This window comes from Candidatus Saccharibacteria bacterium oral taxon 955, from assembly GCA_010202265.1.
In the GTDB taxonomy this organism is placed as follows: domain Bacteria; phylum Patescibacteriota; class Saccharimonadia; order Saccharimonadales; family Saccharimonadaceae; genus Saccharimonas.
The window spans coordinates 40,663-64,203 of the sequence record CP047918.1; the positions used below are offsets into that span (position 1 = coordinate 40,663).

The 23,541-nt window shown below is 45.7% G+C and carries 20 protein-coding genes, 1 tRNA gene and 2 pseudogenes; 16 read left to right on the plus strand and 7 right to left on the minus strand.

Going from position 1 to position 23,541, the window contains the following annotated elements:
- Positions 1-28 precede the first annotated feature (28 nt).
- Complete coding sequence (locus GWK75_00210; protein ID QHU90903.1) at positions 29-1,069, plus strand: SIS domain-containing protein; 1,041 nt, start codon at positions 29-31, stop codon at positions 1,067-1,069.
- A 15-nt stretch (positions 1,070-1,084) separates the two neighbouring features.
- On the opposite strand, the gene GWK75_00215 is transcribed toward GWK75_00210, so the two are convergent.
- Positions 1,085-2,314 carry an FtsX-like permease family protein gene (locus GWK75_00215; GenBank protein QHU90904.1) on the minus strand — a complete coding sequence of 410 codons (1,230 nt, stop codon included), beginning with the start codon at positions 2,312-2,314 and terminating at the stop codon, positions 1,085-1,087.
- The gene (locus GWK75_00220; protein ID QHU90905.1) at positions 2,311-3,225 is read right to left on the minus strand and encodes an ATP-binding cassette domain-containing protein; all 915 of its coding nucleotides are present in this window, start codon (positions 3,223-3,225) and stop codon (positions 2,311-2,313) included. The genes GWK75_00215 and GWK75_00220 overlap by 4 nt, the downstream gene beginning before the upstream one ends.
- 131 nt (positions 3,226-3,356) lie before the next feature.
- On the opposite strand from GWK75_00220, the gene GWK75_00225 reads away from it, so the two are divergent.
- The 3 genes from GWK75_00225 to GWK75_00235 all read left to right on the plus strand — a co-directional run bounded on the left by GWK75_00225 (position 3,357) and on the right by GWK75_00235 (position 4,232).
- Positions 3,357-3,448: transfer RNA gene (locus GWK75_00225), tRNA-Ser, on the plus strand.
- Between the two features lie 146 nt (positions 3,449-3,594).
- On the plus strand, positions 3,595-3,840 hold the full coding sequence (locus GWK75_00230; GenBank protein QHU90906.1) for a hypothetical protein: 246 nt from the start codon (positions 3,595-3,597) through the stop codon (positions 3,838-3,840).
- A 101-nt stretch (positions 3,841-3,941) separates the two neighbouring features.
- Positions 3,942-4,232 carry a hypothetical protein gene (locus tag GWK75_00235; protein QHU90907.1) on the plus strand — a complete coding sequence of 97 codons (291 nt, stop codon included), beginning with the start codon at positions 3,942-3,944 and terminating at the stop codon, positions 4,230-4,232.
- A 46-nt stretch (positions 4,233-4,278) separates the two neighbouring features.
- Here the strand turns inward: GWK75_00235 and GWK75_00240 are convergent, their stop codons facing one another.
- From GWK75_00240 to GWK75_00250, 3 genes are read right to left on the minus strand one after another with little or no spacing between them, the layout of a single operon-like run.
- Entirely contained in the window at positions 4,279-4,914 is a 636-nt protein-coding gene (locus GWK75_00240) for a hypothetical protein (GenBank protein QHU90908.1), read from the minus strand.
- A 42-nt stretch (positions 4,915-4,956) separates the two neighbouring features.
- Complete coding sequence (locus GWK75_00245; protein QHU90909.1) at positions 4,957-6,165, minus strand: ABC transporter permease; 1,209 nt, start codon at positions 6,163-6,165, stop codon at positions 4,957-4,959.
- On the minus strand, positions 6,158-6,907 hold the full coding sequence (locus GWK75_00250) for an ATP-binding cassette domain-containing protein (protein QHU90910.1): 750 nt from the start codon (positions 6,905-6,907) through the stop codon (positions 6,158-6,160). The genes GWK75_00245 and GWK75_00250 overlap by 8 nt, the downstream gene beginning before the upstream one ends.
- A 308-nt stretch (positions 6,908-7,215) precedes the next feature.
- Between GWK75_00250 and GWK75_00255 the strand changes: the two are divergent.
- From GWK75_00255 to GWK75_00295, 9 genes and pseudogenes are all read left to right on the plus strand, one after another.
- Positions 7,216-9,619: pseudogene (locus GWK75_00255) on the plus strand (ribonucleoside-diphosphate reductase subunit alpha).
- 16 nt (positions 9,620-9,635) lie between these two features.
- On the plus strand, positions 9,636-9,809 hold the full coding sequence (locus GWK75_00260) for a hypothetical protein (protein QHU90911.1): 174 nt from the start codon (positions 9,636-9,638) through the stop codon (positions 9,807-9,809).
- A gap of 45 nt (positions 9,810-9,854) precedes the next feature.
- Positions 9,855-10,886, plus strand: a complete 1,032-nt coding sequence (locus tag GWK75_00265) for a ribonucleotide-diphosphate reductase subunit beta (protein ID QHU90912.1) — start codon at positions 9,855-9,857, stop codon at positions 10,884-10,886.
- A gap of 222 nt (positions 10,887-11,108) precedes the next feature.
- A complete protein-coding gene (locus tag GWK75_00270; protein QHU91695.1) occupies positions 11,109-12,680 on the plus strand; it encodes a CTP synthase in 1,572 nt (523 codons plus the stop codon).
- Positions 12,681-12,723: 43 nt separating this feature from the next.
- Positions 12,724-12,873: a hypothetical protein gene (locus GWK75_00275; GenBank protein ID QHU90913.1), complete on the plus strand. Its 150-nt coding sequence runs from the start codon at positions 12,724-12,726 to the stop codon at positions 12,871-12,873.
- A 42-nt stretch (positions 12,874-12,915) separates the two neighbouring features.
- Complete coding sequence (argS, locus tag GWK75_00280; protein QHU90914.1) at positions 12,916-14,589, plus strand: arginine--tRNA ligase; 1,674 nt, start codon at positions 12,916-12,918, stop codon at positions 14,587-14,589.
- A 112-nt stretch (positions 14,590-14,701) separates the two neighbouring features.
- Positions 14,702-15,703 (plus strand): hypothetical protein, encoded by a 1,002-nt coding sequence (locus GWK75_00285; protein ID QHU90915.1) that lies wholly within the window; start codon positions 14,702-14,704, stop codon positions 15,701-15,703.
- Positions 15,704-15,719: 16 nt separating this feature from the next.
- Positions 15,720-16,280 carry an oligoribonuclease gene (locus tag GWK75_00290; protein QHU90916.1) on the plus strand — a complete coding sequence of 187 codons (561 nt, stop codon included), beginning with the start codon at positions 15,720-15,722 and terminating at the stop codon, positions 16,278-16,280.
- Between the two features lie 61 nt (positions 16,281-16,341).
- A complete protein-coding gene (locus tag GWK75_00295) occupies positions 16,342-16,683 on the plus strand; it encodes an MmcQ/YjbR family DNA-binding protein (protein ID QHU90917.1) in 342 nt (113 codons plus the stop codon).
- Between the two features lies 1 nt (position 16,684).
- On the opposite strand, the gene GWK75_00300 is transcribed toward GWK75_00295, so the two are convergent.
- The gene (locus GWK75_00300) at positions 16,685-17,470 is read right to left on the minus strand and encodes a hypothetical protein (protein QHU90918.1); all 786 of its coding nucleotides are present in this window, start codon (positions 17,468-17,470) and stop codon (positions 16,685-16,687) included.
- Between the two features lie 56 nt (positions 17,471-17,526).
- Between GWK75_00300 and GWK75_00305 the strand changes: the two genes are divergently transcribed.
- Positions 17,527-19,272 (plus strand): DNA primase, encoded by a 1,746-nt coding sequence (locus GWK75_00305; protein QHU90919.1) that lies wholly within the window; start codon positions 17,527-17,529, stop codon positions 19,270-19,272.
- A gap of 49 nt (positions 19,273-19,321) precedes the next feature.
- Positions 19,322-20,248 (plus strand): annotated as a pseudogene (gene rpoD / locus GWK75_00310) (RNA polymerase sigma factor RpoD).
- Between the two features lie 87 nt (positions 20,249-20,335).
- Here rpoD and GWK75_00315 read toward each other — a convergent pair.
- The gene (locus GWK75_00315) at positions 20,336-20,917 is read right to left on the minus strand and encodes an AAA family ATPase (protein QHU90920.1); all 582 of its coding nucleotides are present in this window, start codon (positions 20,915-20,917) and stop codon (positions 20,336-20,338) included.
- Between the two features lie 34 nt (positions 20,918-20,951).
- On the opposite strand from GWK75_00315, the gene polA reads away from it, so the two are divergent.
- Entirely contained in the window at positions 20,952-23,540 is a 2,589-nt protein-coding gene (gene polA, locus GWK75_00320) for a DNA polymerase I (protein QHU90921.1), read from the plus strand.
- Position 23,541 lies beyond the last annotated feature (1 nt).

Consider the following 23,541-nt stretch of genomic DNA (forward strand, 5'->3'; position numbering starts at 1 on the left):
GAATACTACGCAAGGGAAAAGGTAGAATATGCTTGACGATACAAATGTAATCAAACAACGTGATGTAAGTGGAGCACTCAATGTAGCGGCGACGCTATATAAGCAGGTCTCATATGACTGTCAACTTGTCAATGCGACGCACGATGGACGTGAGATTGCCGGTGTGATTGTGGCTGGTATGGGCGGTTCGGCGCTTGCTGCCGATGTCGCCAAAGTATTATTGGCACGCGATCTAATGGTTCCATTTGAGGTAGTAAAGGGTTACGAGCTACCAGCTTATGTGGGTAAAAATACTCTAGTAATTGCCAGTAGTCACTCCGGTAATACCGAGGAAACAGTTACTTGCATGAACGAGGCACTTAAGCGCGGTTGTCAGATGGCGGCAATTGCCACTGGCGGTCAGGTAAAAGAGATAGCACAAGCACACGAAGTGATGTATGCTGAGATGCCTCATGATACTCAGCCGCGTATGGGTATGATCTATAACCTCAGGGCACTGCTTAGGATTCTTGTTGAGTTTAGTTTAGTTCATCAGTCGATATATGACGAGTTGGCTGAGGCTGAACAGTGGCTACATAGTGAAAGCGATCTTTGGGCCAAAGAAGTGCCAACCGAGCGAAATTACGCCAAACAGCTGGCGCTAATTGCCGTTGGTAAGACGCCGGTGTTTTATGCGGGTAGCTTGATGGCGCCGGTTGCTTATAAGTGGAAAATCAGCTGGAATGAAAATGCCAAAAATGTTGCATTTTGGAACTATCTACCGGAATTTAATCATAACGAATTTCTAGGCTGGACAAGTCATCCTGTCGAAAAACCATTTGCTGTATTTGATCTCGTGAGCGAACTGGAGAATCCGCGTACACTAAAACGATTCTCACTGAGCGACAAGCTCCTTTCTGGCCGTCGTCCAAAAGCTACAGTCGTGCCTATCGAAGGAGATAGTCTACTCAAGCAGATGCTCTGGGGTTCTATATTGGCTGATTTTGTCAGTATTTATGTTGCGATTCTCAATGGTGTCGACCCAACCCAGGTTGATTTAATCGAGAAATTCAAAAAAGAGCTTGCTTAGCTCGTCTTACGTTATCTAGTGATATTGACGTAGTGATACGATGGTGTTTTTGCGAGCCGCTTTGATTGCTGGATAGCTTCCAAAAACGACGCCAACAATAGTCGCCATAGCAAAGGCTGTAGCGGCGGTCTGCCAGGTAAATGCAGGCGTAAAGTAGAGAAATACGCTGACCGAGAACGCCATTACGTAGCCGAGAATATATCCAAACAACCCGCCAAGTAGGCTAATTATCAGCGATTCCATTAAAAACTGAGCAGTAATGTTATATTGGTTGGCGCCCACCGCCTTACGAATACCGATCTCTCGTGTGCGTTCGGCGACCCCGACAAGCATGATATTCATGATACCAATGCCACCGACAAAGAGTGAAATGGCGGCAATAGCAGTCATTACGTCTGTGATTGCATTAAATAGTTGATTGCTTGGGCGAGTAATGGCGTCTCCGGTAGTGATCGAGAAGTCTTCCTCGTCGAGATGCTGAGAGAGCAGTTTCTGCTTGGCCTGCGAAGTTAGCTCAGCCAGATTAGAAGCGTCCTTTGCGAGCAGGTTAATCTGTTGAATTTGTGATCTTCCCTGGTGAAATAGCTTACCACGCTCGAAGTTAACAATAACGGCACGGTTAAGGTCGACGTTATTGAAGTTAATTGGATTATTTGACCGTTTCATCACACCAATTACGGTGAATTGCTGACCACGCATTGTAAATAGTTGGCCAATTGGTCGATCAGTGTTAAAGAGCTCAAGCGATAAATCTTCGCCAATAACAGCTGTGGTACTGTCGGTGGCGTCGTCTAGAAACTGACCAGCTTTCATCGATACGTGTGTTACTTTCGTAAAGCTTGGCGTGGTCGCAAGGATTGTGCTGTCTTTGACAGTTTTTCGATCAGTCTTAAGTGAGCCGTCTATAGTCATGAGAGGGACGACCGTATCAAGATTTTTCATGCCGGTTAACGCCTGTATGTCGGCTTCTGTTAGTGTACTAACACTAAAAGTCTGCTGGATTATTGGGTTTATTAGGGCGTTTGGATCGCGCGTCTGAACGCTTGGACGAATAACAGCAATCCTACCGTCCAGTGCTTCGACCTGACCACCGATCATCTGCTTGACGCCACCACTAATAGCTAGGATGCAGGTAACACTAGCAATACCTATAGTAATTCCTAGCACAGTAAGTATTGTACGGACGCGGTTACTTTTTAGTGTACGATAGGCATTTTCGAAATGATCAATCCACATGAATGTCATGATTTCGCTTCCTTTTTAGTCGTCTTTTTGGTGGTTCGTTTTTTGGCAGGCTTACTTTTTGCTGTTTGCTCGCTTTTGGAATTTTTCTTAGCAGTCTTTTTGACGGTTTCTTTAGTTTTCTTCGTTTTCTCTAGTTTGTCGGACTTTTTCTGCGCACGCTTATGGCTCAATGGGATTTTAACTAATTTATCACTAGTCTTGGTGTTGGCGCGAACTTGGGTGTCGCTGGCAATTTTCCCATCTAGCATATTGATAACGCGACTAGCGTAGCTGGTGAGGTTGGGGTTATGGGTCACCATTATGATGGTGTTACCTTTTTTGTGAAGCTCGGCCAGTTCTTCCATGATTACATGGCTACTGCGAGAGTCGAGGTTGCCAGTCGGTTCGTCGGCGAGGATTATGCTCGGCTCATTCACGAGGGCACGAGCGATTGCGACACGTTGCATTTGGCCACCTGATAGTTGCCAGGGCATGTAGTATTCACGCTCCTGGAGATGAAATGTCTTTAGGATGTTGCTCGCACGCTCGAGTCGTTTGGTACGAGAGAGGCCTTTATATGTGAGGGGGAGGGCGACGTTTTCTAGAATAGTTAAGCGGTTGATTAGGTTGAAGCTTTGAAATACGATACCGATCTGATTTGAGCGCACCTTTGCCTGTTGTTTACTCGATAGGCGGTGGACAAGCTTACCATTAAGGAGGTACTCTCCCTCATCAGCACGATCTAAGAGGCCGATGATATTTAAAAGGGTGGTTTTGCCACACCCGCTGGGGCCCATTACTGCGATAAACTCACCTTGCTCAATTTTGAGAGTCACTTCATCGAGTGCGTTAAGAGCGGCATCACCGCGTCCATACTGTTTGGTGAGCTTTTTTAAATGAATGACTGGTGTTGGTGTGGTGGACTTTGCCATGTCTAATCTATTATAGTCAGGTGTTATGGCATAAAGCAACAGATATAAAATGTATAAAATACAACTTTTCTATTATAAACACAAGAGTGATGGGCCATGGGTTTAGAAAATTGATATAATATGTGGTGTACGGAGAGGTGACCGAGTGGTTGAAGGTGCATGCCTGGAACGCGTGTGTACTCAGCAATGAGTACCGAGGGTTCGAATCCCTCTCTCTCCGCCATGAGGTTTAGTTATGTAGCTCTTGTCGTGATCAGACACTATACTTTTGAATAGTACTCTCCTAAGAGTTTTTGTTTTATGGGTTTATTGACCGATATTATGGAGCGATGCATAATAGGTGGGCTGTTTAATTTTTGGGGAGGTGACATGGGAAAAAGAGAACCGTTAAAGGCGGGTGAGAGGTGTGAGGTAGAGACTGAGGAGCAGGCGAGGTGGTATAAAACGGTTCTAGAGTTTGCTCGGACTGCGTTTAATGGCACGTATCCTGATGCAGTAACCTATGTCAATGTAGGCTATGACGCAGAAGAAGAGTTTCCTAGAGCCAGCTGGGATACTATTCATCTGGCGGTTAGTCAGGCGCGTCGAGAACTGGGCGAGGAACTCGAAGAATAACTCTTCATCGACTAATCAGTAGATAATATTAGGTAGATTCACGTCTACATCTGCAGTTTAGCCAGTGATGAGAACTTAAATCACATTAAAGGAGTTGGTCTATGAAAGACATTTTAGCTAGCAAGAGGTCGCGAGAGATTTTCACACGAGAGTGTCCTATGCTGTTCGGTCTTAGTAATCAGGTTTTTCTACCTACTGACGCGAAGCTTGATGGACAGGTGTCGCAAGCTATTGAAGAGGTGTTAGATGAGAACGACGGTATTTTGGATTGGCACTTACTCCATGATGCTGTTTCTGAGCGTACGGGGGTGGCTCAAGACCGTATTACCAGCCTTGCCCTGGCTCTAACTTGCTTTACCGAAGGCTGGCAGTGCAGTAAGCGTGAGGACTAGCTGTTTCTGAATAGCTATCTAAAGAGCGGGTGGGGCTGTAGAAAATTTAGCTTGCGTCAGCAATTTTCTCTAACTCGCTACGCAATGAGCCTGGACCATCAATTAGTATGCGTTCAAACCCAAGTCGCTTATATTTGCCGGTTTCGTCTGGAGAGTTGTCTAGTAAAATGGCGTCTCGATAGCTCCAGTCGTGGTCAGATAGGTATTTGTCAAAGAATAGTATTTGATCGCTAGGTAGCTTATCGTCTTTTAGGTAGCCTATTTGGCAAGAGTCGATTATATCATCAAATATTTTCTTAAGACTCATCGCGGGTACGGTGTAGCGGGAAAATGTATCCATATTGTCGGTTGCAATAACAACCTTTATGCCTAGTTTTTGAATCCTGGCGATGATTTGCGGTAGGTTGTCGATGCAAAAGCGCATATTTTCACAGCTTATCTTTAATTCCTGCTCAAGTAGGGAGCGATCTAGACCGGTGTCCCGGTTCATTTGATCCAACACCTCTTTTGTGGATAATTTTCCCCTCATCCACGGGTCTAGTAGGTCGCGATTATCTATAAACAGCCATTTTCTTATGATTGACCAGTAGGTGCTATTTGGGTGTTTTTTATCTTGTAGCTGTTCCCAAAATAAACCATAGGAAAGGGTCTTGCTCCAGTCTATAAAAACTACTTTTTTCATGCATTACTACCCTCGGTGATAGGTGCCTAATTATACCTTGGGTTACCGTAGCCCAAGTATACTTCTGAGAGATAGCTTTTGGTTGTATTCAAGTGCTCCGTATCGAAAGGCGCGTACCGCCAGAGCGAGAACGATTATAGTAGAGGTGATTAAGATAGGAATTGCTAGTAAAATCTCCCACGTATAGAGGTTGCCAACCGCATTACGCAGTAGGAGTGGAATCGGTGCCGTGAACGGAAATAAGCTCATGAAATGGACGAATGGACTGTCGGGCATAGAAACGAATAGGCTGGCTGCGTAGAGTGGTGCAAATATTAACATAAAGACTATGCCGATAAATTGTCCCGCCTCTTTGGCAGTTGGTACTGATGAGCCGATGAGGACAAGTAGGCCAGTAAACAATAGAAAGCTGAGCGTAAAGATTACCGCTCCGACGCTAATACGCGTCCAGTCGACTGGGATGCTTGATAGGTCAATCGCAGGCAGGTGGAGTTGTTCGCGGAACAAGAAGTAGCCCAGTAGCGCCGGTGCCACGATAATTATTCCCTGCAAAAGGGCAAGCAGAACAAGGGAAATGATCTTTCCGACAATAAGGGTGCGCGCTTCTATAGAGGTGAGAATCATCTCGATTACACGATTTTCTTTTTCTTCCGTTGTGCTGACGAGCATCTGGTTACCAAAAAAGGCAATTAACAGGTAAAAAAGAACTAGGAATATAGCTGGAAATATCATCTGTTGCATCGGGTCGTACACCTTGCCATCACGGTAGGTTGTGACGGTTGTTTGGGTTGAACCTTTAATCACAGAGCTTACCTGAGGTGAAACCGTACTTTGTACGGAGTTGGTGATTAGCGCCTTTGCAACACTCCCGTACCTACCGTTGTTAAATATACCAGTGTCTTTGCCATAGACCTCAACAGGCTGTTTTGCTATGTCGACAGGGTAGTAGATGTACCCGTCGATCGCACCCGACTTCACAGCTTCAATTCCTTGTTGTTTTGTCGTGTATGTAGTAGCCTTTAGAGACTTGATCATGTCGGGATTGACGAGGTGCGACTCATCGGTGATCGCCAAGCTGAATTGCTGTTTCTCTAGGTCCTTGACAGCATCGTTAGTTGATTTATTTGACATGAAGATAATGCCAAATAGAACTACCATCATAAGCGGAAAGCCGATAGCCATCAGCCAAAATGATTTCTTTTTAAGTGTACGAACGACCTCGAATCGTATAACGGTTCCTAGATTATGCATTTTGTTGAGCCTCCTCTGTATCATTTTCACTGCCGTATACTTCTAGGAAAATGTCATCAAGTGACTTACCTCCAAACTTTTTCTTGACATCTGCTACCGTACCGTAGGCATAAGACGTACCGTCTTTGAGGAGGATAATGCGGTCGCATAGACGTTCTACCTCCTCCATCTGATGGGTAATCATTACAACAGTTGCGCCTTTTTGCTGGTATTCCTCGATTATATCCATCAACAATCTGCGGTTGACTGGGTCGAAGCCTTTTGTTGGCTCGTCTAAGATCAATAGCTCAGGGTCGTTCATAACGGTAATGCCGAGCTGGATTTTTTGTTGTTGACCGCCAGAAAGTTTATCGAGACGAACATTTGCCTTATCCTCAAGCTTAACCCTACGCAGAAACTCTTTCGCTTCTTTTAGGGCCTCATCGCGCGCCATACCCTTTAATTGCCCAAAGTAAATCATGACATCAATCACGGACTCTTTTTTGTATAGGCCACGTTCTTCGGGGAGGTAGCCAAGTTTTATGCCTCCAGAGACAGAATATGGCTTACCGTCTATTAGTAGTTCACCGCTTGTCGGCGGATATATACCCAGCAGAGCACGGATAGTAGTGGTTTTACCAGAGCCGTTGCTACCGAGAAAACCAAAGGTTTCTCCGCGTTTGACTGTAAATGAGAGGTTGTTGATGACTTTAGTTTTACCAAATGTCATAACAAAATCTTTGATGGTAATAATATCTGACATACTATTTATGATACTACACCCAAGGTTAAGCAGGATAGGTCTAGAGGGGCGTCGTATAGGGTTCGGTGGTGGCGTGATGTATATTGTCAAAAATACACGATAAAATGACTTGAAATCACTACATATAGTGTTTATGATTATATATAGACGCTACATATGTAGTAGTTCACAAAAATAGACACCACTGCAAGATTATCGCGAAACTAGACTCACCACGCTAGTGGCGGTTTTCTTGTAAGCACATTTTTTGGGAGGTGCTGTGGTAGAAGAGGCATTGCCAAACATAAAATTAATAGGGGGTAAAAAGGATGAGCGATATTCATGTAGTCAAACGCGACGGTACCCGTGAGTTATTTGACGCAAACAAGATAAACCTCGCTTTGGTAAGGGCGTCCGAAGGGTTGCCAGATCAAATTTCAAAGGTTGTTCAGGTGGCAACAGAGCTGCAGCTGACACTGTTTGATGGAATTACGACCGAGCAGCTAGATGAGGCGGTGATCCATACGGCACTTCAGAATGTGAAGGATGATCCTGATTTTGATACGATCGCTGCTAGACTTCTATTAAAGAATATCTACAAGAATATACTTGGTGACTATAAGGATGAAGCTGAGCTCAAAAAACTACACGCAAAGCATTTTCCTACATATATGAAGCAAGCGGTAAAAGACGGTCTGCTTGATAAGCGTATGGCGGATACGAAACTATTTGACCTAAAGAAACTTGCCGAGGCGCTCGACCCAAGTCGTGACAATTTGTCTAAGTATCTTGGGGTGATCACTAACAAAAATCGATATGCACTACGCAAACAAAACGGTGAACCGATTGAGACTCCACAATATACACATATGAGGATTGCGATGGGGTTATCGTTTAACGAAAAAGATCCGACAGCGACTGCTCTAGATTTTTATGAGCATATGAGCAAGCTAGACTACCTACCTGGTGGTTCAACACGTGTAAACGCTGGTGGCTCTTTCCCTCAGCTGTCGAACTGTTTTGTGATTGATGTTGAAGATGATATGGAGTCAATTGCCAAGTCGATTCGTGACACTATGTGGATTGCTAAGGGACGGGCGGTATTGGTATCAGTATGACTAAGCTTCGTGCGGCTGGTAGTCCAGTAAAGACTACCAACACAGTCTCTACTGGTCCACTGCCATTCATGAAAATGATTGATACGGCGCTTTTTGCGGTCAGTCGTAAGGGTAAAAAAGCTGGTGCTGCCGCTCTTTATATGGAAAACTGGCATATAAATTTCCCACAGTTTATGGATCTACGCGAAAACAACGGCGACCCATACTATCGTACGCGTTTTGCAAATATCGCTGTTTATCTATCAGATGAGTTCATGAAGCGTGTTCAAAATGAGCAGGATTGGTATATGTTTGACCCAGCCGAGACGCCTGATTTGACCGAATTATATGGCGAGGCGTTTAGTAAGCGATATGCCGAATATGTCGAGATGGCGGAGGCTGGAAAGCTTCGGACGTTTGAAAAGACACCAGCTCGTCAGCAGTGGCGACAGATATTAATTCGTCTCCAGGCTTCGAGCCACCCGTGGATTACTTGGAAAGACTCAATCAATTTGCGTGCGCTAAACAACAATGTCAGTACGATTCACTCGTCAAACCTCTGTACAGAGATCACGCTTCCAAACGACGCCAAGAACATATCAGTCTGTAACCTCATCAGCATTAACCTCAGCGCTCACCTGGATATAACCACAAAGGAGTGGGATTGGAAGCGACTCGAGAGTGCCACTCGTAGCGCAATTCGTCAGCTCGATAACCTCTGTGATATAACTGATACGCCGATTCCAGAAGCTCTTAATTCGATTAATACGACTCGTGCGCTGGGGCTTGGTATTATGGGCTTTACGGATATTGTCGAAAAACTTGGCTATAGCTATGAGTCAGAAGAAGCTTATGACACGATTGATCAGCTAGCTGAGTTTATCAGCTACTATGCGATTGATGAGTCGGCAAATCTCGCACGAACAAGAGGTAGTTATCCTGATTTCAAGGGTAGCGGTTGGAGCAGAGGTATCCTTCCGATTGATCTGCTGGATACTCAGGAAAAGACCGTAACGTCAGTGTTGATGTTACGCGCAAAGCGCGCCTAGATTGGGAGGCACTTCGCAAAAAAGTTAAAAAAGGTATGCGTAATGCAACTCTAATGGCAATTGCGCCAACTGCAAATATTGCTCATGTTGCTGGAACAACTCCAGGCATAGATCCGCAGTTTGGGCAGATATTTAGCCGCAGCACTCTGAACGGTAAGTTTCTCGAGGTGAATGCTAATTTGGTTCGTGATCTTAAGGAACTCAACCTTTGGGATGAGGTCAAAGAACAGCTCCTAGTCGAACAGGGTGACCTTACGAATATTGATGTTGTACCGCAAAGGCTAAAAGATATATACAAGACCTGTTTCCAGTTGTCACCACTTGCGTTTATAGAGGTGGCAGCCAGGGCGCAGAAGTGGGTTGACCAGGCGATTAGCCGTAATATGTACCTAGAGAGTCGTAGCATTGATGACATGGAGCATGTTTATATGGAGGCTTGGAAGCGCGGCCTCAAGACAACTTATTACCTACATATGAAGCCACGGCATCAGGCAGAGCAAAGTACTGTGAAAGTGAACAAAACCGAAGATATCGCAAAAACTAGTGGCAAAAAAGTAGGCTTTGGATTTGCCAAGAAGCAGGTTTAAGTAAAGGGGGTGATTAATGAACGCATCAACCATTATCAATGACAATATGACGCTTGAAGAAAAGTTACAGGCTATTTCTGATGCAATGGAGCAGGCGCAAACTACGGCTAACGAAGAAGCAAAAAAGCGTGGCGAAGTGGCGGCTCCGATAGACCCAGCCGACCTCACGATGTGCGAGGGCTGTCAGTAGTTGTTCGGCTTATAGAACGTAAATAATTAAATAAAAGGAGTTATTATGGCAGGAATTTTGGGTGCAGGTGTTCAGGACGGACTACTGCTTAAACCAATTAAATACCAGTGGGCGATGGATTTGTATGACCAGGCGGTCGCAAACACGTGGTTTCCAAACGAGATTCAGCTTGCACAGGATCTAGCTGATTGGGACAAAATGAGCGACGAGGAGCGTCACGCGGTAACGTTCCTGATGAGCTACTTCAACCCAAATGAGCTACTTGTAAATAAGGCGCTTGCCTTTGGTGTCTATCCATATGTCAACGCCGCTGAGACGCATCTATATTTAGCAAAACAGATGTGGGAAGAGGCGAACCACTGCATGGCGTTTGAGTATGTGCTTGATACTTTCCCAATTGATCGCGATGCAGCTTATAGTGCGCATATTGACGTGCCGGTAATGGCGCGCAAAGAGGAGTTTGAGACCAAATTTATCAAGCGCATGACCGAAGATACGATGGATATCACTACCACCGAAGGTAAGAAGGATTTTATTCGCAACCTGATCGCTTATAATATCATCCTTGAGGGAATCTGGTTCTATTCTGGATTTATGGTGGCACTTAGTTTCCGACAGAGAAATCTCCTACGCAACTTTGGTTCTTTGATAGACTGGATTGTTCGCGACGAGAGTCTCCATCTCAAGTTCGGGATCAACCTCATTCTGACTACAATTGAAGAAAACGAGGACCTTCAGGACCCAGAGTTTGCGGCCGAGATCCGTCAGATGATTCTAGACGCTGTGGCGATGGAAGAGGAGTACAACAAGGTTCTGTTGCCAAATGGTATCCTCGGTCTAAACGCAGACTATATTAACCAGTACGTCAAGTACCTAACTGATCGCCGTCTCGAAGAGCTTGGTTTTGAGCCTGAGTACAATGTCAGCAACCCAGCAAAATGGATGGCAGCAGCGAATGATACGTACGAGCTTGTGAATTTCTTTGAAAGTACAAATACAAGCTACGAGGTAAATGCAGGGAACGCTGAGGCGAAAATCGCCAACGGCCAAAACGAAACCAACAAAGACGACAAATAACCATCAACTGCGAGCCGGCCTATTTTCGGGGGACAATAGGCCGGTTTACGAGGTTAGTCAGAATGATTAACGATAGTGTTCGTTGTATTTTTGACTACTTACACTATCAGTTGAGTGTAAAATACAACATAGCACGCTATATCTAGCGTATGTTGTATTTTTTGTGCTATAATGAAATCCCATGGAAGAGCGATCATCTATGGGTAAACAGACAAAATTTATATTCGTGACAGGGGGTGTCCTTTCGGGGTAGGTAAGGGAATTACTGCTGCCAGTATCGGTGCCGTTTTACAGGCTAAGGGCCTCGCTGTTTCTATTCAAAAATGCGACCCGTATCTAAATGTAGATGCGGGTCTTTTAAATCCAGCAGAGCACGGAGAATGCTTCGTGACCAAGGATGGCGCAGAAACAGATCTTGACCTAGGCCACTATGAGCGGTTTCTCGATATTGAGTTGACGCAAAAAAATGTGACCCTATCCGGAAGGCTATTGCGTGATCTAATTGCCGATGAGCGCGCGGGGAAGTTTGGCGGCAAGACTATCCAGCTGGTCCCTCACCTCACGGGCTCGATTCAACGTGCGATTCGTGAGGCTAGTGAGGGAAGTGATGTTCATATTGTCGAAATTGGCGGTACGGTGGGAGACTATGAGGGTTTGAGTTTTGTAGAGGCAATTCGTGAATTTGGTCGCAAGGTTGGACGCGATAATGCGCTCTATGTTCACGTTGTCTACGTCCCGTTTATCGATACCAGCAAGGAGTTTAAATCAAAACCAGCCCAAAATGCATTGAGTGATTTGCGTGGTTTTGGGATCGTACCTGACGTGGTGGTTGTCCGAACTGATAAACCAGCACCAGAGGGTATCCGTCGTAAGGTCGCGATGTTTGGTGGTGTGCCAGATGATGCAGTGCTGATGATGCCGAACCTCGACAGTGTATTTAAGATCCCAGTTAAAATTGCCGAAAGCACATTACTGCCAATTCTCGAGAAGTTTACTGGCAACTACTGTAAGCCGAATATCACTAAGTGGGTCGATTTGGTAGAGTGTCAAGGCTCAGAAAAGACGCGGTCGGTAACAATTGGATTGGTCGCAAAGTATATGGATAACGAAGATACCTACATCTCTGTTCTAGAGGCACTAAAATCAGCGGCTTGGCATGAAAATATTGGCTTGACCGTAAAATGGATCAACGCTGAACATGCAATAGAGAGTGACTTTTCGGCGGTTGACGGTTTGCTGGTACCCGGTGGTTTCGGTGAGCGAGGTGTTGAGGGGAAAATCGCATCTGCGCACTATGCTCTCGATCATCATAAGCCATACCTAGGTATCTGTTTAGGGCTTCAGGTTGCGGTTATTGCTTCTGCACGCAAGGCGGGGTTGTCGGATGCCAACAGTACTGAGTTTAACCCTACGACACCGCACGATGTGGTGTACATCATGGAGGGACAAGCCGGCAAAGAGTCGACTGGTGGTACTTTGCGTCTCGGGGATTATCCAGCCCGTCTCACGGCAGGCTCGCTGGCGGCTCGCCTATATGGTAAGTGCGATGTGACTGAACGTCATCGACATCGCTATGAAGTGAATCAGAAATACAAAGAGTCAATCGAACATGGTGGGCTCGTGGTCAGTGGAACAAGTCCAGATGGTAAGCTGGTTGAGTTTGTAGAGGCACCCGATTCGCCGTTTTTTATTGCCACACAGGCGCATCCAGAATTTCGTAGCCGTCCGACTCGACCTCACCCACTATTCCAGGGGTTGATTAGGGCTTCGCTTGCTTCACAAGACCAAAACTAGATGTGTAGTTGACAAGTTAAAATGCTTATGCTACAATCAAAGTATGGCTGAAGAAAAACAAACACCAGAAATCAAAGACACGCTAACGGAGGATGATGTGCACATGCTTCGTGTAGTGCTTCAAGATTCGCACTCACGAGGTATGGCGCCCGTCTCCCTCTATAATCCAGCAGAGTTCTTGCCCGAAGAGTAGGGAAGTTGCTCAACCTTACCACCTCTGTTAGAATAGGCTGGTATGGATAATTTAGCGACACGAATCAAACTACTTATTCAAGAAACTTATGGTCTCGATGTTTTGGTTCGCTTGGAACGTCCAGATCCAAAGTTTGGTGATTATGCGACCAATGTAGCGATGCAACTTGCAAATCCACTAAGCAAAAACCCGCGAGAAATTGCTGAGCAGATTGCTGGAGTGTTGCGTCAAGAGGATAGCATTACTGAAGTCAGTGTCGCTGGTCCCGGTTTTATCAATCTCCGCTTGAGCGACTCGGCGCTTATTAGCCAGATTAGTGAGCGGCCTGCTTGTCCCTATAGCGGCATGAATATTGTTTTTGAGTATAGCTGCCCAAACGCCTTCAAGGAGTTGCATACCGGACACCTCTACCAGACGATTTTTGGCGATATCGCATCAAATCTGATGCTAGTCGGTGGCGCTAAACTGACTCGGACTAGCTTTGGTGGCGATGTCGGACTGCATGTTGCTAAATGTTTATGGGGTATGCGTGAAGAGCTTGGCGGAGAAGCGCCAGAGAAGCTGTCGGAAATCGCTGATAATGCTTTTGACCGGGCACGCTGGATTAGCCAGTGTTATGTTCGTGGTGCGCGGGCTTATGAGGATGATATAGACGTGAAGTCAACGATTGATCAACTAAATGTGACGATCTACGACTTTCACAAGACAGATGACCATCAGTCGCCCTTGGCTAAGATTTACTGGACTACTCGGCAGTGGAGTTTTGATTATTTCAAGGCTTTTTATGAGATGATTCGGGTAGAAAACCAGCACTACTACCCGGAAAGTCAGACGGCACCAGTCGGTATGAAGGTAATTGACGAACAGCTCGAGAAGGGTAATTTGAAGAGGTCAAATGGTGCTATCGTCTATGAAGGTGATGAGTCAAAACACCTACACACTCGAGTGTTTGTTACTAGCAAAGGACTGCCGACCTATGAGACCAAGGATATTGGTGTAATTTGGCTCGAAAAACAGGATTATAATTTCGATCATCGTTATCTACTGACCGGCAATGATCAAAAAGAATATATGCGAGTAGTCTATGCGGCGGCTGAGCTGTTTCGGCCGGAGTTGGTTGGCACGATGACCCATCTCACCAATGGTACAGTTCGGTTTGCTGATGGTAAAAAAATGAGTTCAAGGCTAGGAAATGTGTCGCGGGCAGCTGATGTTATTGAAGCGGTGCGAGAGCGTGTGGCAGACCTCGTTGATGACGAGAAACTACGTGAGGATGTGGCTTTAGGAGCGGTGAAGTATGCATTTGCTAAGTATAAGTTGGGTGGTGATATTAATTTCGACCTCGAAGAAACCGTAAGTCTTCAAGGTAATAGTGGCCCCTACTTGCAATATGCTCATGCTAGGGCTAGGCGGATTCTAGAGAATGTTAAGGTTAAATTTGCCACACCAGAAGAGTTATTTGACGAGGATAGGGCGCTGGTGCATAAACTTGGTGAATATCATGAAGTTATGAACGTGGCTGTGGCGCACCTTGAGCCACATCATATATGTAATTATCTATTTGAGCTGGCGCAGGAGTTTAATCGGTACTATGAAAAAAATCGTGTAGTTGGCGATAAAAAAGAAGCTCATCGGGCTAGTTTGGTAGCGCTTTACGCCGACATTCTAAAGGCCGGGTTGACCGTTTTGGGTATTTCTGCACCAGATAAGCTGTAGATTTTGACTAACTATGTATGAGGAGGTGCTGGTAGGTGATACCTCTTGACTTTTTATAAAGTTTATGCTAATATGAAAGTATATAAATACAAAAATAAACACACCGTAAACCATGTATCACAAACTAGAAACATTGCCAATTTATATGAAGTCGCGCGATCTTTACGCGACAATTGAGCCTACTGCGGTAGAGGCAGTAGAGCTTGGTGATAAAGAGATCGATGACGTAATTGGTCAAGAGGCCCACCAGAAGTGCCAATACGAGGATATGCCACTTTGTGCCTATAGGGTGCCGCAGGGTATGATGGAGCAAATTGGGCTGGGTGATTTACCAAAGGGTGTAGCGGTAGTGGGCGGCTCGGCACGTGCTTTGTTTCAGGCGGCGGTACTGGGTGAGAAAGCGTCGATTCGTGACGTTGACCTAGCTGCACTCGCTGGCGTGACGCCTGATGATATAGATTTTGATCAGTTAGGTAAAAAATACATGCCTGATGACTATAGGCATGGTCATGGTGTTCAGGAGACTGAAGTTGATGCTTATTTTGCGACTCGAGACTTGACGGTCAACGAGGTGTTTGTTGTTGATGGCGTGGTCGTTGCTACTGAGCGGTGTCTTGGTGATCTAAGGGAAAAGATTATTCGTCCGACCGAATACGAATCCGAAGGCTGGTCGACAGGTATTGGTCCTCGAATATCTATGAAAGCAAAGCTATTCTCAGTGATTTATCAATCAGAGTATGGAAAAGGTAGCTGTGAGGGCTTTACGATGCCGTCTGATTGCGGTGAGTTTAACGAGGCGCTGGCCCTCAACAAGGCGTTTCAGTATGGATTTGATATATCTAGAGCGTTTCTAGAAGAGGTTGGCTATAGTGATATGTCAGATGACAAAATAGTTGAACACGCTAAGTACCTAGCGGATGAGTCTGATTTTGAGTTTCGTGGTAGCGCGATCGCTGATTTAGTCAACCAGGGTCGTCGTTTGACAGGTCGTTATTACGAGGATGATGATTTTGCCGATCTACCCCCAAGTGAGCTAGCGTATGAGCGAGCCATAAAAATGATGGGTGAGTGTGCGTGTCGTATGCCACCAGGTGTCGATATCGCAGAGTACTAGGGTGTATAATGTCGATATGGTAAAACCAGCGTTTAAACCAAAAAGGATTCTCTGGATGGATATGGAGATGACGGGAATAGATCCAGTCAACGACTATCCATTGGAGCTTGCAGTAATCGTAACTGACTGGAATCTCAAGGAGATCGCTACTTATGAAGGCGCCATACACTGGTGTAGCAAGAAATTGGCGATACGGTTTGATATGAATAAGTCTTTTTGGGAAGGTGAGGGTGCTGAGGCAAAAGTTCAGCTAGTTGCTCAAAACAAAGCTACCAAGAAGACAAAAGCGATGGTTGAGCGTGAGCTGATGGCGTTTATCGATGAGCATTTCGATGATGGTCCAGTTCTTCTTGCGGGCAATTCGATTCACCAGGATCGTAAGTTTATTGATATTTGGTTCAAGAAGGTTAGTAAACGTCTGCACTATCGAATGCTCGATGTTAGTGCGTGGAAAGTGGTCATGGAAGGGAAGTTCGGTAAAAAGTTTGCTAAGCCTGGAGAACACCGAGCGCTTGATGATATCCGTGGGAGTATCAAAGAACTTGAGTATTATCTAAAGATGATGCATGCAAAGTAATAGGCTCTAATGGTTGTTTTTGTCAACAAAGTGAAGCGCTTCTGGGGCGATAGGATAAGATATGACACATAAAGAACTAGAATCATTTTTACTGAGCTTACCTGGGACATGGCTTGATTATCCATTTGGCCAAGAAACGGCTGTTTATAAAGTTGGACGTAAGGACGCGGTCGGTCAGAAAGAAAAGATGTTTGCGCTAATTGCTGAGGGGTCGAAGCCACTTCGAGTCAGCTTCAAATGTGATCCACAACTTAGTGAACACTTGCGAGAAAAGTATGAAACCGTATTGCCAGGATACCATCTCAACAAGAAGCACTGGAATACTATCATCTGCAGCGGACAGTTGAGTGATGATGAAATTAAAGACCTGGCAAGGCTAAGTTATCGACTTGTTACTGAATAGGTTAAGATTTTGAGGCGTCGAACGACGCATATGATTTAAGAATAAGGTCGATATTTTCTATGCCGTTATTGCAGAGTTTTTTGATCGCATCTGTAGAGCCGGCTTTTTTGAGAGTGACCACTTGGCTACGTAACAGAGTCAACTCGTATCTCATTTGGCTAGTATAGGTACGGTTGAGGGTACCACGCTGGTGAGAGTCGTTTAGGGACTTTGACAACTTCTCACGATAGGCAGTTTCTTTGGCTGTGAGATCTTTGTCGGCTTTAAGCTTGCGCTCTTTCATGATTGCGGTAATATCGGTGTTCATCGTCGAGAGGGTTGTTCTGAGAGCGGCGTTTGCTTCAGAAATCTGATTAACGTTGAGGTGTGGCTGTTGTTCTGCAGTGACGGCTTGAAGTGTATTGATGCGACTGGCGACGATCGGTAGCTGAGCATTTGGTGACGGGCCACCAGAGCGAGTCATCAATATGAGGGCAAAAATAGCTGTTAATAGTACGCCACCAATTAATCCAAAGACAGCAAATTTATTGATATTACGCTGCTCTTTTGGGGCGATCTTGTTTAGGTAGTCGATGGAGTATTCATGTCGATCTTCTCGAGAAGGACCACCCAGGTAGTCGATCTGAGGTGATGCGGGTTGCGGTGATTGACTGCCGATAGGCTGCATTGGTGTGTGTTGAGACGACATACTGCTTGATGGCTGGGCTGGTGGGGTCATCGGTGGTATGCCGCCGTATGTCGGTTGCTGAGGTTGCTGCTGGGGTTGCATCGGCTCTTGTGGATTCATATAGCTCTATTTAACCACAAGCTATAACAGAGGTAAATAGTGATATAATAAATCTTATGGATGCCAAGGAGGAGGTGCGGGCGCGACTCAATATTGAGGATGTTATCGGCGAGTATGTGCAGTTGAAGCGTGCTGGGCGAAGCTTTAAGGGTCTCAGTCCGTTTAGTGGCGAAAAAACCCCAAGTTTTTTTGTAAGCCCAGATAAAAATATTTGGCATGATTTTTCGAGCAACAAGGGTGGAGATGTGTTTGCTTTTGTTATGGAGGTTGAGGGGGTTGACTTTCGGGGCGCACTTGAACTGCTGGCACGAAAAGCTGGTGTTGAGCTAAGTGATTATGAGTCGGGGGCGTCAAAACGGTTAGCTGAAAAAAAGAAACGACTTCTCGAAGCGAATCAACTAGCGGCAACGTATTATCAGCAATGTCTTCTCCGCAATAATCATGCGATGGAGTATGTTTTTAAGCATCGTAAGCTATCAAAACAGGTCGTAGCTGATTTTCAAATCGGTTACGCTCCTGATACCGGGTCAGCACTAATGAACGCTCTCACAAAAAAAGGCTTCACCAAAAGGGAGCTAGCAGAAGCTGGTTTGTTGAATCGATACGGAGGCGATTTATTTCGGGGTAGGATGATGGTGCCGTTGATGGACCAAAGTGGACAGGTGGTCGGGTTTACTGGACGGATCATCGACGACATTCCTAACGCGCCAAAATACCTAAACACCCCCCAGACGCTACTTTACGATAAAGGTAGACATATTTTCGCGCTGTCTCAGGCAAAAGAAGCGATTCGGGCCGATGATGTGGTAGTTGTGGTGGAGGGAAATCTCGATGTAGTGAGTAGCCATCGGGTAGGTATTCGGTCGGTTGTTGCTACGGCGGGTACGGCGATGACGGAGAACCATATCCGGGCGATTAAACGCCTGACGGGAGATATTCGCTTGGCGTACGATGGTGATAAGGCCGGGGTTGCTGCGAGTGAGCGAGCGATTGCGATTGCATCTCAGGTGGGGGTGGAGCTGTCGATCATTAGTTTACCAGATGGAGCGAAAGACCCAGATGAGCTAATCCAGCGCGATCCTCGGCTATGGAAACAGGCCATTGCGAATAAAGAGCCAGCGGTTGATTGGGTTTTGAGACAATACGCCTCTCGTGTTGATATGACGACGGCTAATGGGAAGCGAGCTTTTACGACTGCAGGACTGGGGGTTGTACGCACGCTAACTGATCCTGTCGAGCAGGATCATTACGAGCGTAAGATAGCTGATATGACTGGTGCGTCACTTGAGTCGATTCATACAAAACTTACACAGAAGAAGGTTGATCGACCTAAGTTGAAAGAGGTAAAGGCGGCGACAAGACGGGCTGATGGTGATACGTTTGTTTATGAAGACAACGCCCTCGCAATTGCAGTAGTTGATAGCTCGTGTCGGGAACTGTTTGCACATATAGATACTTGTATGTTTCATGGCGACGAGCGACGAGCGCTAGCTCGGTATATGGCGGATCACGCTAGATCACCTCTCGCAGACACTCCAAAAGAGTTGCAGAAATTTGATACCTATGTAAAAATAGTCCTATTGCGTGCCGAGCAACGATACGCTGAGTGGGATAGTAATGACCGCTATTATGAAATGGCTCGTTTGCTACGGCAGATAGAACACGAACATAAGAAACAAACCCAAGGAAAATTAATTGATGAGCTCCGTGAAGCGGAAGTGGCTGGTGATGAATCACGAGCTGACGCCCTCAGGGTAGAGCTCAATAATCTTATCAAGGAGATAGCGCGTGGCAAACGATGACCAAACGCCTGTAGGACCAAACGAAGAATTTGAAGAAGCGAATGTTGCTGATTTTGAAGAACCGGCGATCGGTGAGCTAATGGACGAAGAGGAGGATACACCAGAAGATGTCCTTAATTCTGGACAATATTTTGATGACATATCCGATGACTCGGTTCGGCTCCACCTTCGTGAGATCGGTAAGATTCCACTTCTTTCTGCGGATGAAGAGCTGGCACTGGCACAGCGAGTAGTGGCTGGTGATAAACGGGCGAAGGACAAGATGGCTGAGGCGAATATGCGCCTGGTGGTGTCAATTGCTAAGCGGTACTCGGGTCGCGGACTAGATTTTCTGGATTTGATTCAAGAAGGTCACACGGGTCTATTGCGGGCAGTAGAGAAGTTTGATCCTGAAAAAGGATTTAAGTTTAGCACCTATGCCACCTGGTGGATACGTCAGGCAATTACTCGTGCAATCGCCGATCAGGCAAGAACCATCCGAATTCCAGTACATATGGTCGAGACTATCAATAAATTACTGCGCACTCAGCGACGCATGACCCAAGAGCTTAATCGCGAGCCGACCATCGAAGAGCTGGCAAAAGAACTCGAGATGGAGCCAGAGAAGGTCGAATACGTCATAAAAATTAAACAGGATATCAGTTCGCTGGATGCTGGCGTTGGTCGTGATGGTGAGGATGAAGATTCTGTTCTGGGTGATTTCATCGAGGATGAGGATAGTGCAACTCCCGAAGAATCAGCATCTAATCAGCTGCTAAAAGAGCAGGTACAGAGTGTTTTGTCGGCTCTGTCTGAAAGAGAGCAAAAGATTATAAAAATGCGTTTTGGTCTTGAGAACGGCAAGAGCCACACCCTAGAAGAGGTTGGGCAAGAGTTTGCTGTTACTCGCGAGCGTATTCGTCAGATTGAGGCCAAAGCGCTTGCAAAACTTCGTAAACATAAGGATGCAAAAAAGCTTTACGAGTACCTACAATAATAAGTAGTTTACTTCACTATAAATACCGCACCTAAATGAAGTGCGGTATTTTTTGCTGAATAGAGTAGAGAGCGGACGGCGTGGTTGTTACGCTTGAAAGTTTAAATCTTTAAGCAGTGTATCAATTCTCTCCTCGAGGGTGTCGATATTTTTGTCGTTATAAAGGAAGTGGTCGGCAATAGCTATAGGGCCACCTTTTTCTAGGTTTTCTATCTCGGCCCAATCACGCGAGCTGGCCTCCTCGACTGTCAGGGGTCGAACTGGTCTTAATGTGAGACGGTGATGCCGTAGGCGCTTTGGTGCTACTACGGCAACCACTGTGAGTTCACCAGGAAACTCACGTTTTAGTAATTTGTACTCTGTCCAGGTGTAGAGACCGTCGGCAACAATATATCTTTGGCCTGCGTCTATGAGGTCATGAATCTCTTTGATGATTTGCTTGACGACAAAATCTTTCCCTTCACGTTCACGAATTTCTTCACGGAACTGACGCTCGTTGGCCTCGGTCCATTCGATGCCAGCTTCTTTCATCGCATTTAGTACGACTCCTCCAAAGTATACTTTTGGAAATCCTTTTTTGCAGACGTAATTCACCGCCTCTGATTTACCGCTTCCTGTTAAGCCAACAAAGGCGAGAATACGCGCCTTTTCAGTGTGATGTTGTGTCATACTATCAGTTTATCAGATGGTCTATAATAGAGCTATGACGAAGCGGTTGGTAATTATTGACGGGAAAAGTGTGTTTTATCGCGGGTATTATGCGATGCCAAATTTATCGACGGCAGACGGTACACCAACTGGTGGAGTGTATGGGTTTGCGGCTTTGTCGCTCGAATTGTTCAAAAAACTGAAACCAGATTATGTCTGTGTGGCGTGGGATAAGCCTAAAACAAATATTCGTAAACGTTTAGAGATTTATCCAGAATATAAAGCGGGACGAAAACCTGCACCAGCAGATTTTTATGCTCAGATCCCAATTTTGCATGAGCTACTAGATGCGTTTAGCTGGCCGTTATACGAGCTCGACGACTACGAAGCCGATGATATCATGGCTACACTTGCTAAAAAGGCTAGCGATCAGGGGATTGAAACCTGCCTGATCACCAGTGACCTTGACGCACTACAAGCGGTTGGTCCGTTAACTCATGTTTATGCCCTCAAAAAAGGATTAACCAATATTGATCTATTTGATCCAGATAGTTTTACGGCTAAATACGGTATTCGTGTTGATCAGTTTCTTGATCTAAAGGCGCTCAAAGGCGACTCTAGCGATAATATCCCAGGCGTGCCTGGTGTTGGTGAAAAAACCGCCGTACAATTGCTCCAGCAGTTTGATACGTTAGAAAATATTTACGAAAACCTTTGGCAGATTAAAGATAGTGTTCGGCGTAAACTTGAGGCGGGCAAAGAGTCGGCTAAGATGAGCAAAAAAGTTGCTGAGCTATGGTTTGACGCTCCAGTTGAACTTGATCTTGCTGATATGGACGTGACGGATCTCGATACGACAAAATTAAAACAGCTACTTAACAAATTAGAATTTCGTTCGTTGCTTCGTAACCTTCCCGAGCATATGCGTAGTAGCTCGGATGTTGATGACTATAGTCAAAGCCTTAGATCTTTTGAAGAAACGAAAGAAGTGCCGGATCATGCCAGAGAGACACTGATGACGGCAAAAGAGTTGGTTATTTGGTCAGAGGGGGGTAATGTTTGGCTCAGTCATGAGCGCGGTAAGGTTGCTAAGTTGCGAAGGAGCGAAGCGATTGATATCTTATCGCGGGTAGCGATAGTTGGGCACGATACAAAAACCTTTCTAAAGCAACTGTTAGCCGATGGTGCAAATTTACCAGAGATTCGTCACGACACGGCGCAGGGATCTTTCTTGCTCAATCCTCTAAGAAAATCACGCGAGCTCGCTGATCTTGTTGGCATGGAGGAGATAACTGATCCAAAAGTTGCGATTAGCGCGATATGGGCGCTATACGACGAGCAGTCACAGGCGCTAGATGCTCTGCCTGAGCTTGCGTACGTTGCACGGACCATGGATTTTCCGCTTATCCCAGTTCTGGCACGCATGGAGTATCGAGGGATTAAGCTCGATAGTAGTAAGCTCGCTGATATGGATGCAAAACTAACAACCGATATAGCCGAGATTGAGAAGCAAATGTATATGATGGCGGGCTATGAGTTTAATATTGCCAGCCCAGCTCAGCTCGCGGAAGTGTTGTTTACAAAATTGCAGTTACCTACGACTGGAATTAAAAAGGGCAAGACGGGGTATAGTACAGGGCAAAAAGAGCTAGATAAGCTTCGTGGACAGCACCCGATTATCGAGCTGATTGAGCGATTTCGAGAGTTGACAAAGTTACAGAATACCTATGTCCAAACACTGCCCCAGCAGGTTGATAAGAATGGGAGAATTCATACTACGTTTAATCAAGATGTAGTTGCAACGGGACGACTGTCGAGTACTGAGCCAAATCTTCAGAATATCCCGATTCGTACCGAGCTGGGGCGAAAGATCCGTGACGCATTTGTACCCGAGGAGGGGAACGTGTTTGTGAGTGCCGACTATTCGCAGTTTGAACTACGCCTGGCCGCGGTGCTATCGAGAGATGAAAAGATGATAAATGACTTTAATGCTGGTGCCGATATCCATGCTAAAACGGCGGCAGAAGTATACCAAGTTCCGCTAGATGATGTTACGAAAGAACAGCGTAGGCGAGCAAAAGTTGTGAATTTTGGTGTACTTTATGGTATGAGTCAGCATGGTCTTGCGGCGGCGGCGAATATGACGTTTGGTGAGGCGCAACACTTTATAAATGAATATTTCAAGGTGCATGCCAGTATTCGTAAATATTTAGATGACACAATAAAAAAAGCTCATGATGATGGTTTTGTTGAAACGCTGTTTGGTCGTCGTCGCTGGACTCCAGATGTAAAATCGAGTAATTTTGTTGTTCGGTCGGCCGCTGAGCGAGCAGCGGCAAATATGCCGATTCAGGGTACGGAGGCTGATTTAATGAAGTTGGCAATGCTAAAAGTCGATGAAAGACTTGGGCGACTTATAGTAGAAGATCCGGCTGCTCAAAGAGACGGGAGTACTAGTGATCCTAAACCTCCACTCTGCGCCCAGCTATTGCAGATTCATGACAGTATATTGATTGAGTGCCCACGCAATATGGCAGAGAGAGTCTCTGCTGTGCTGGTGGACGTTATGGAAAATATTTATCCCGAGCTCGGTGTTCGTCTAAAGGTTGATGTTCATGTTGGCAATAATTGGGGCGAGGTGTAGA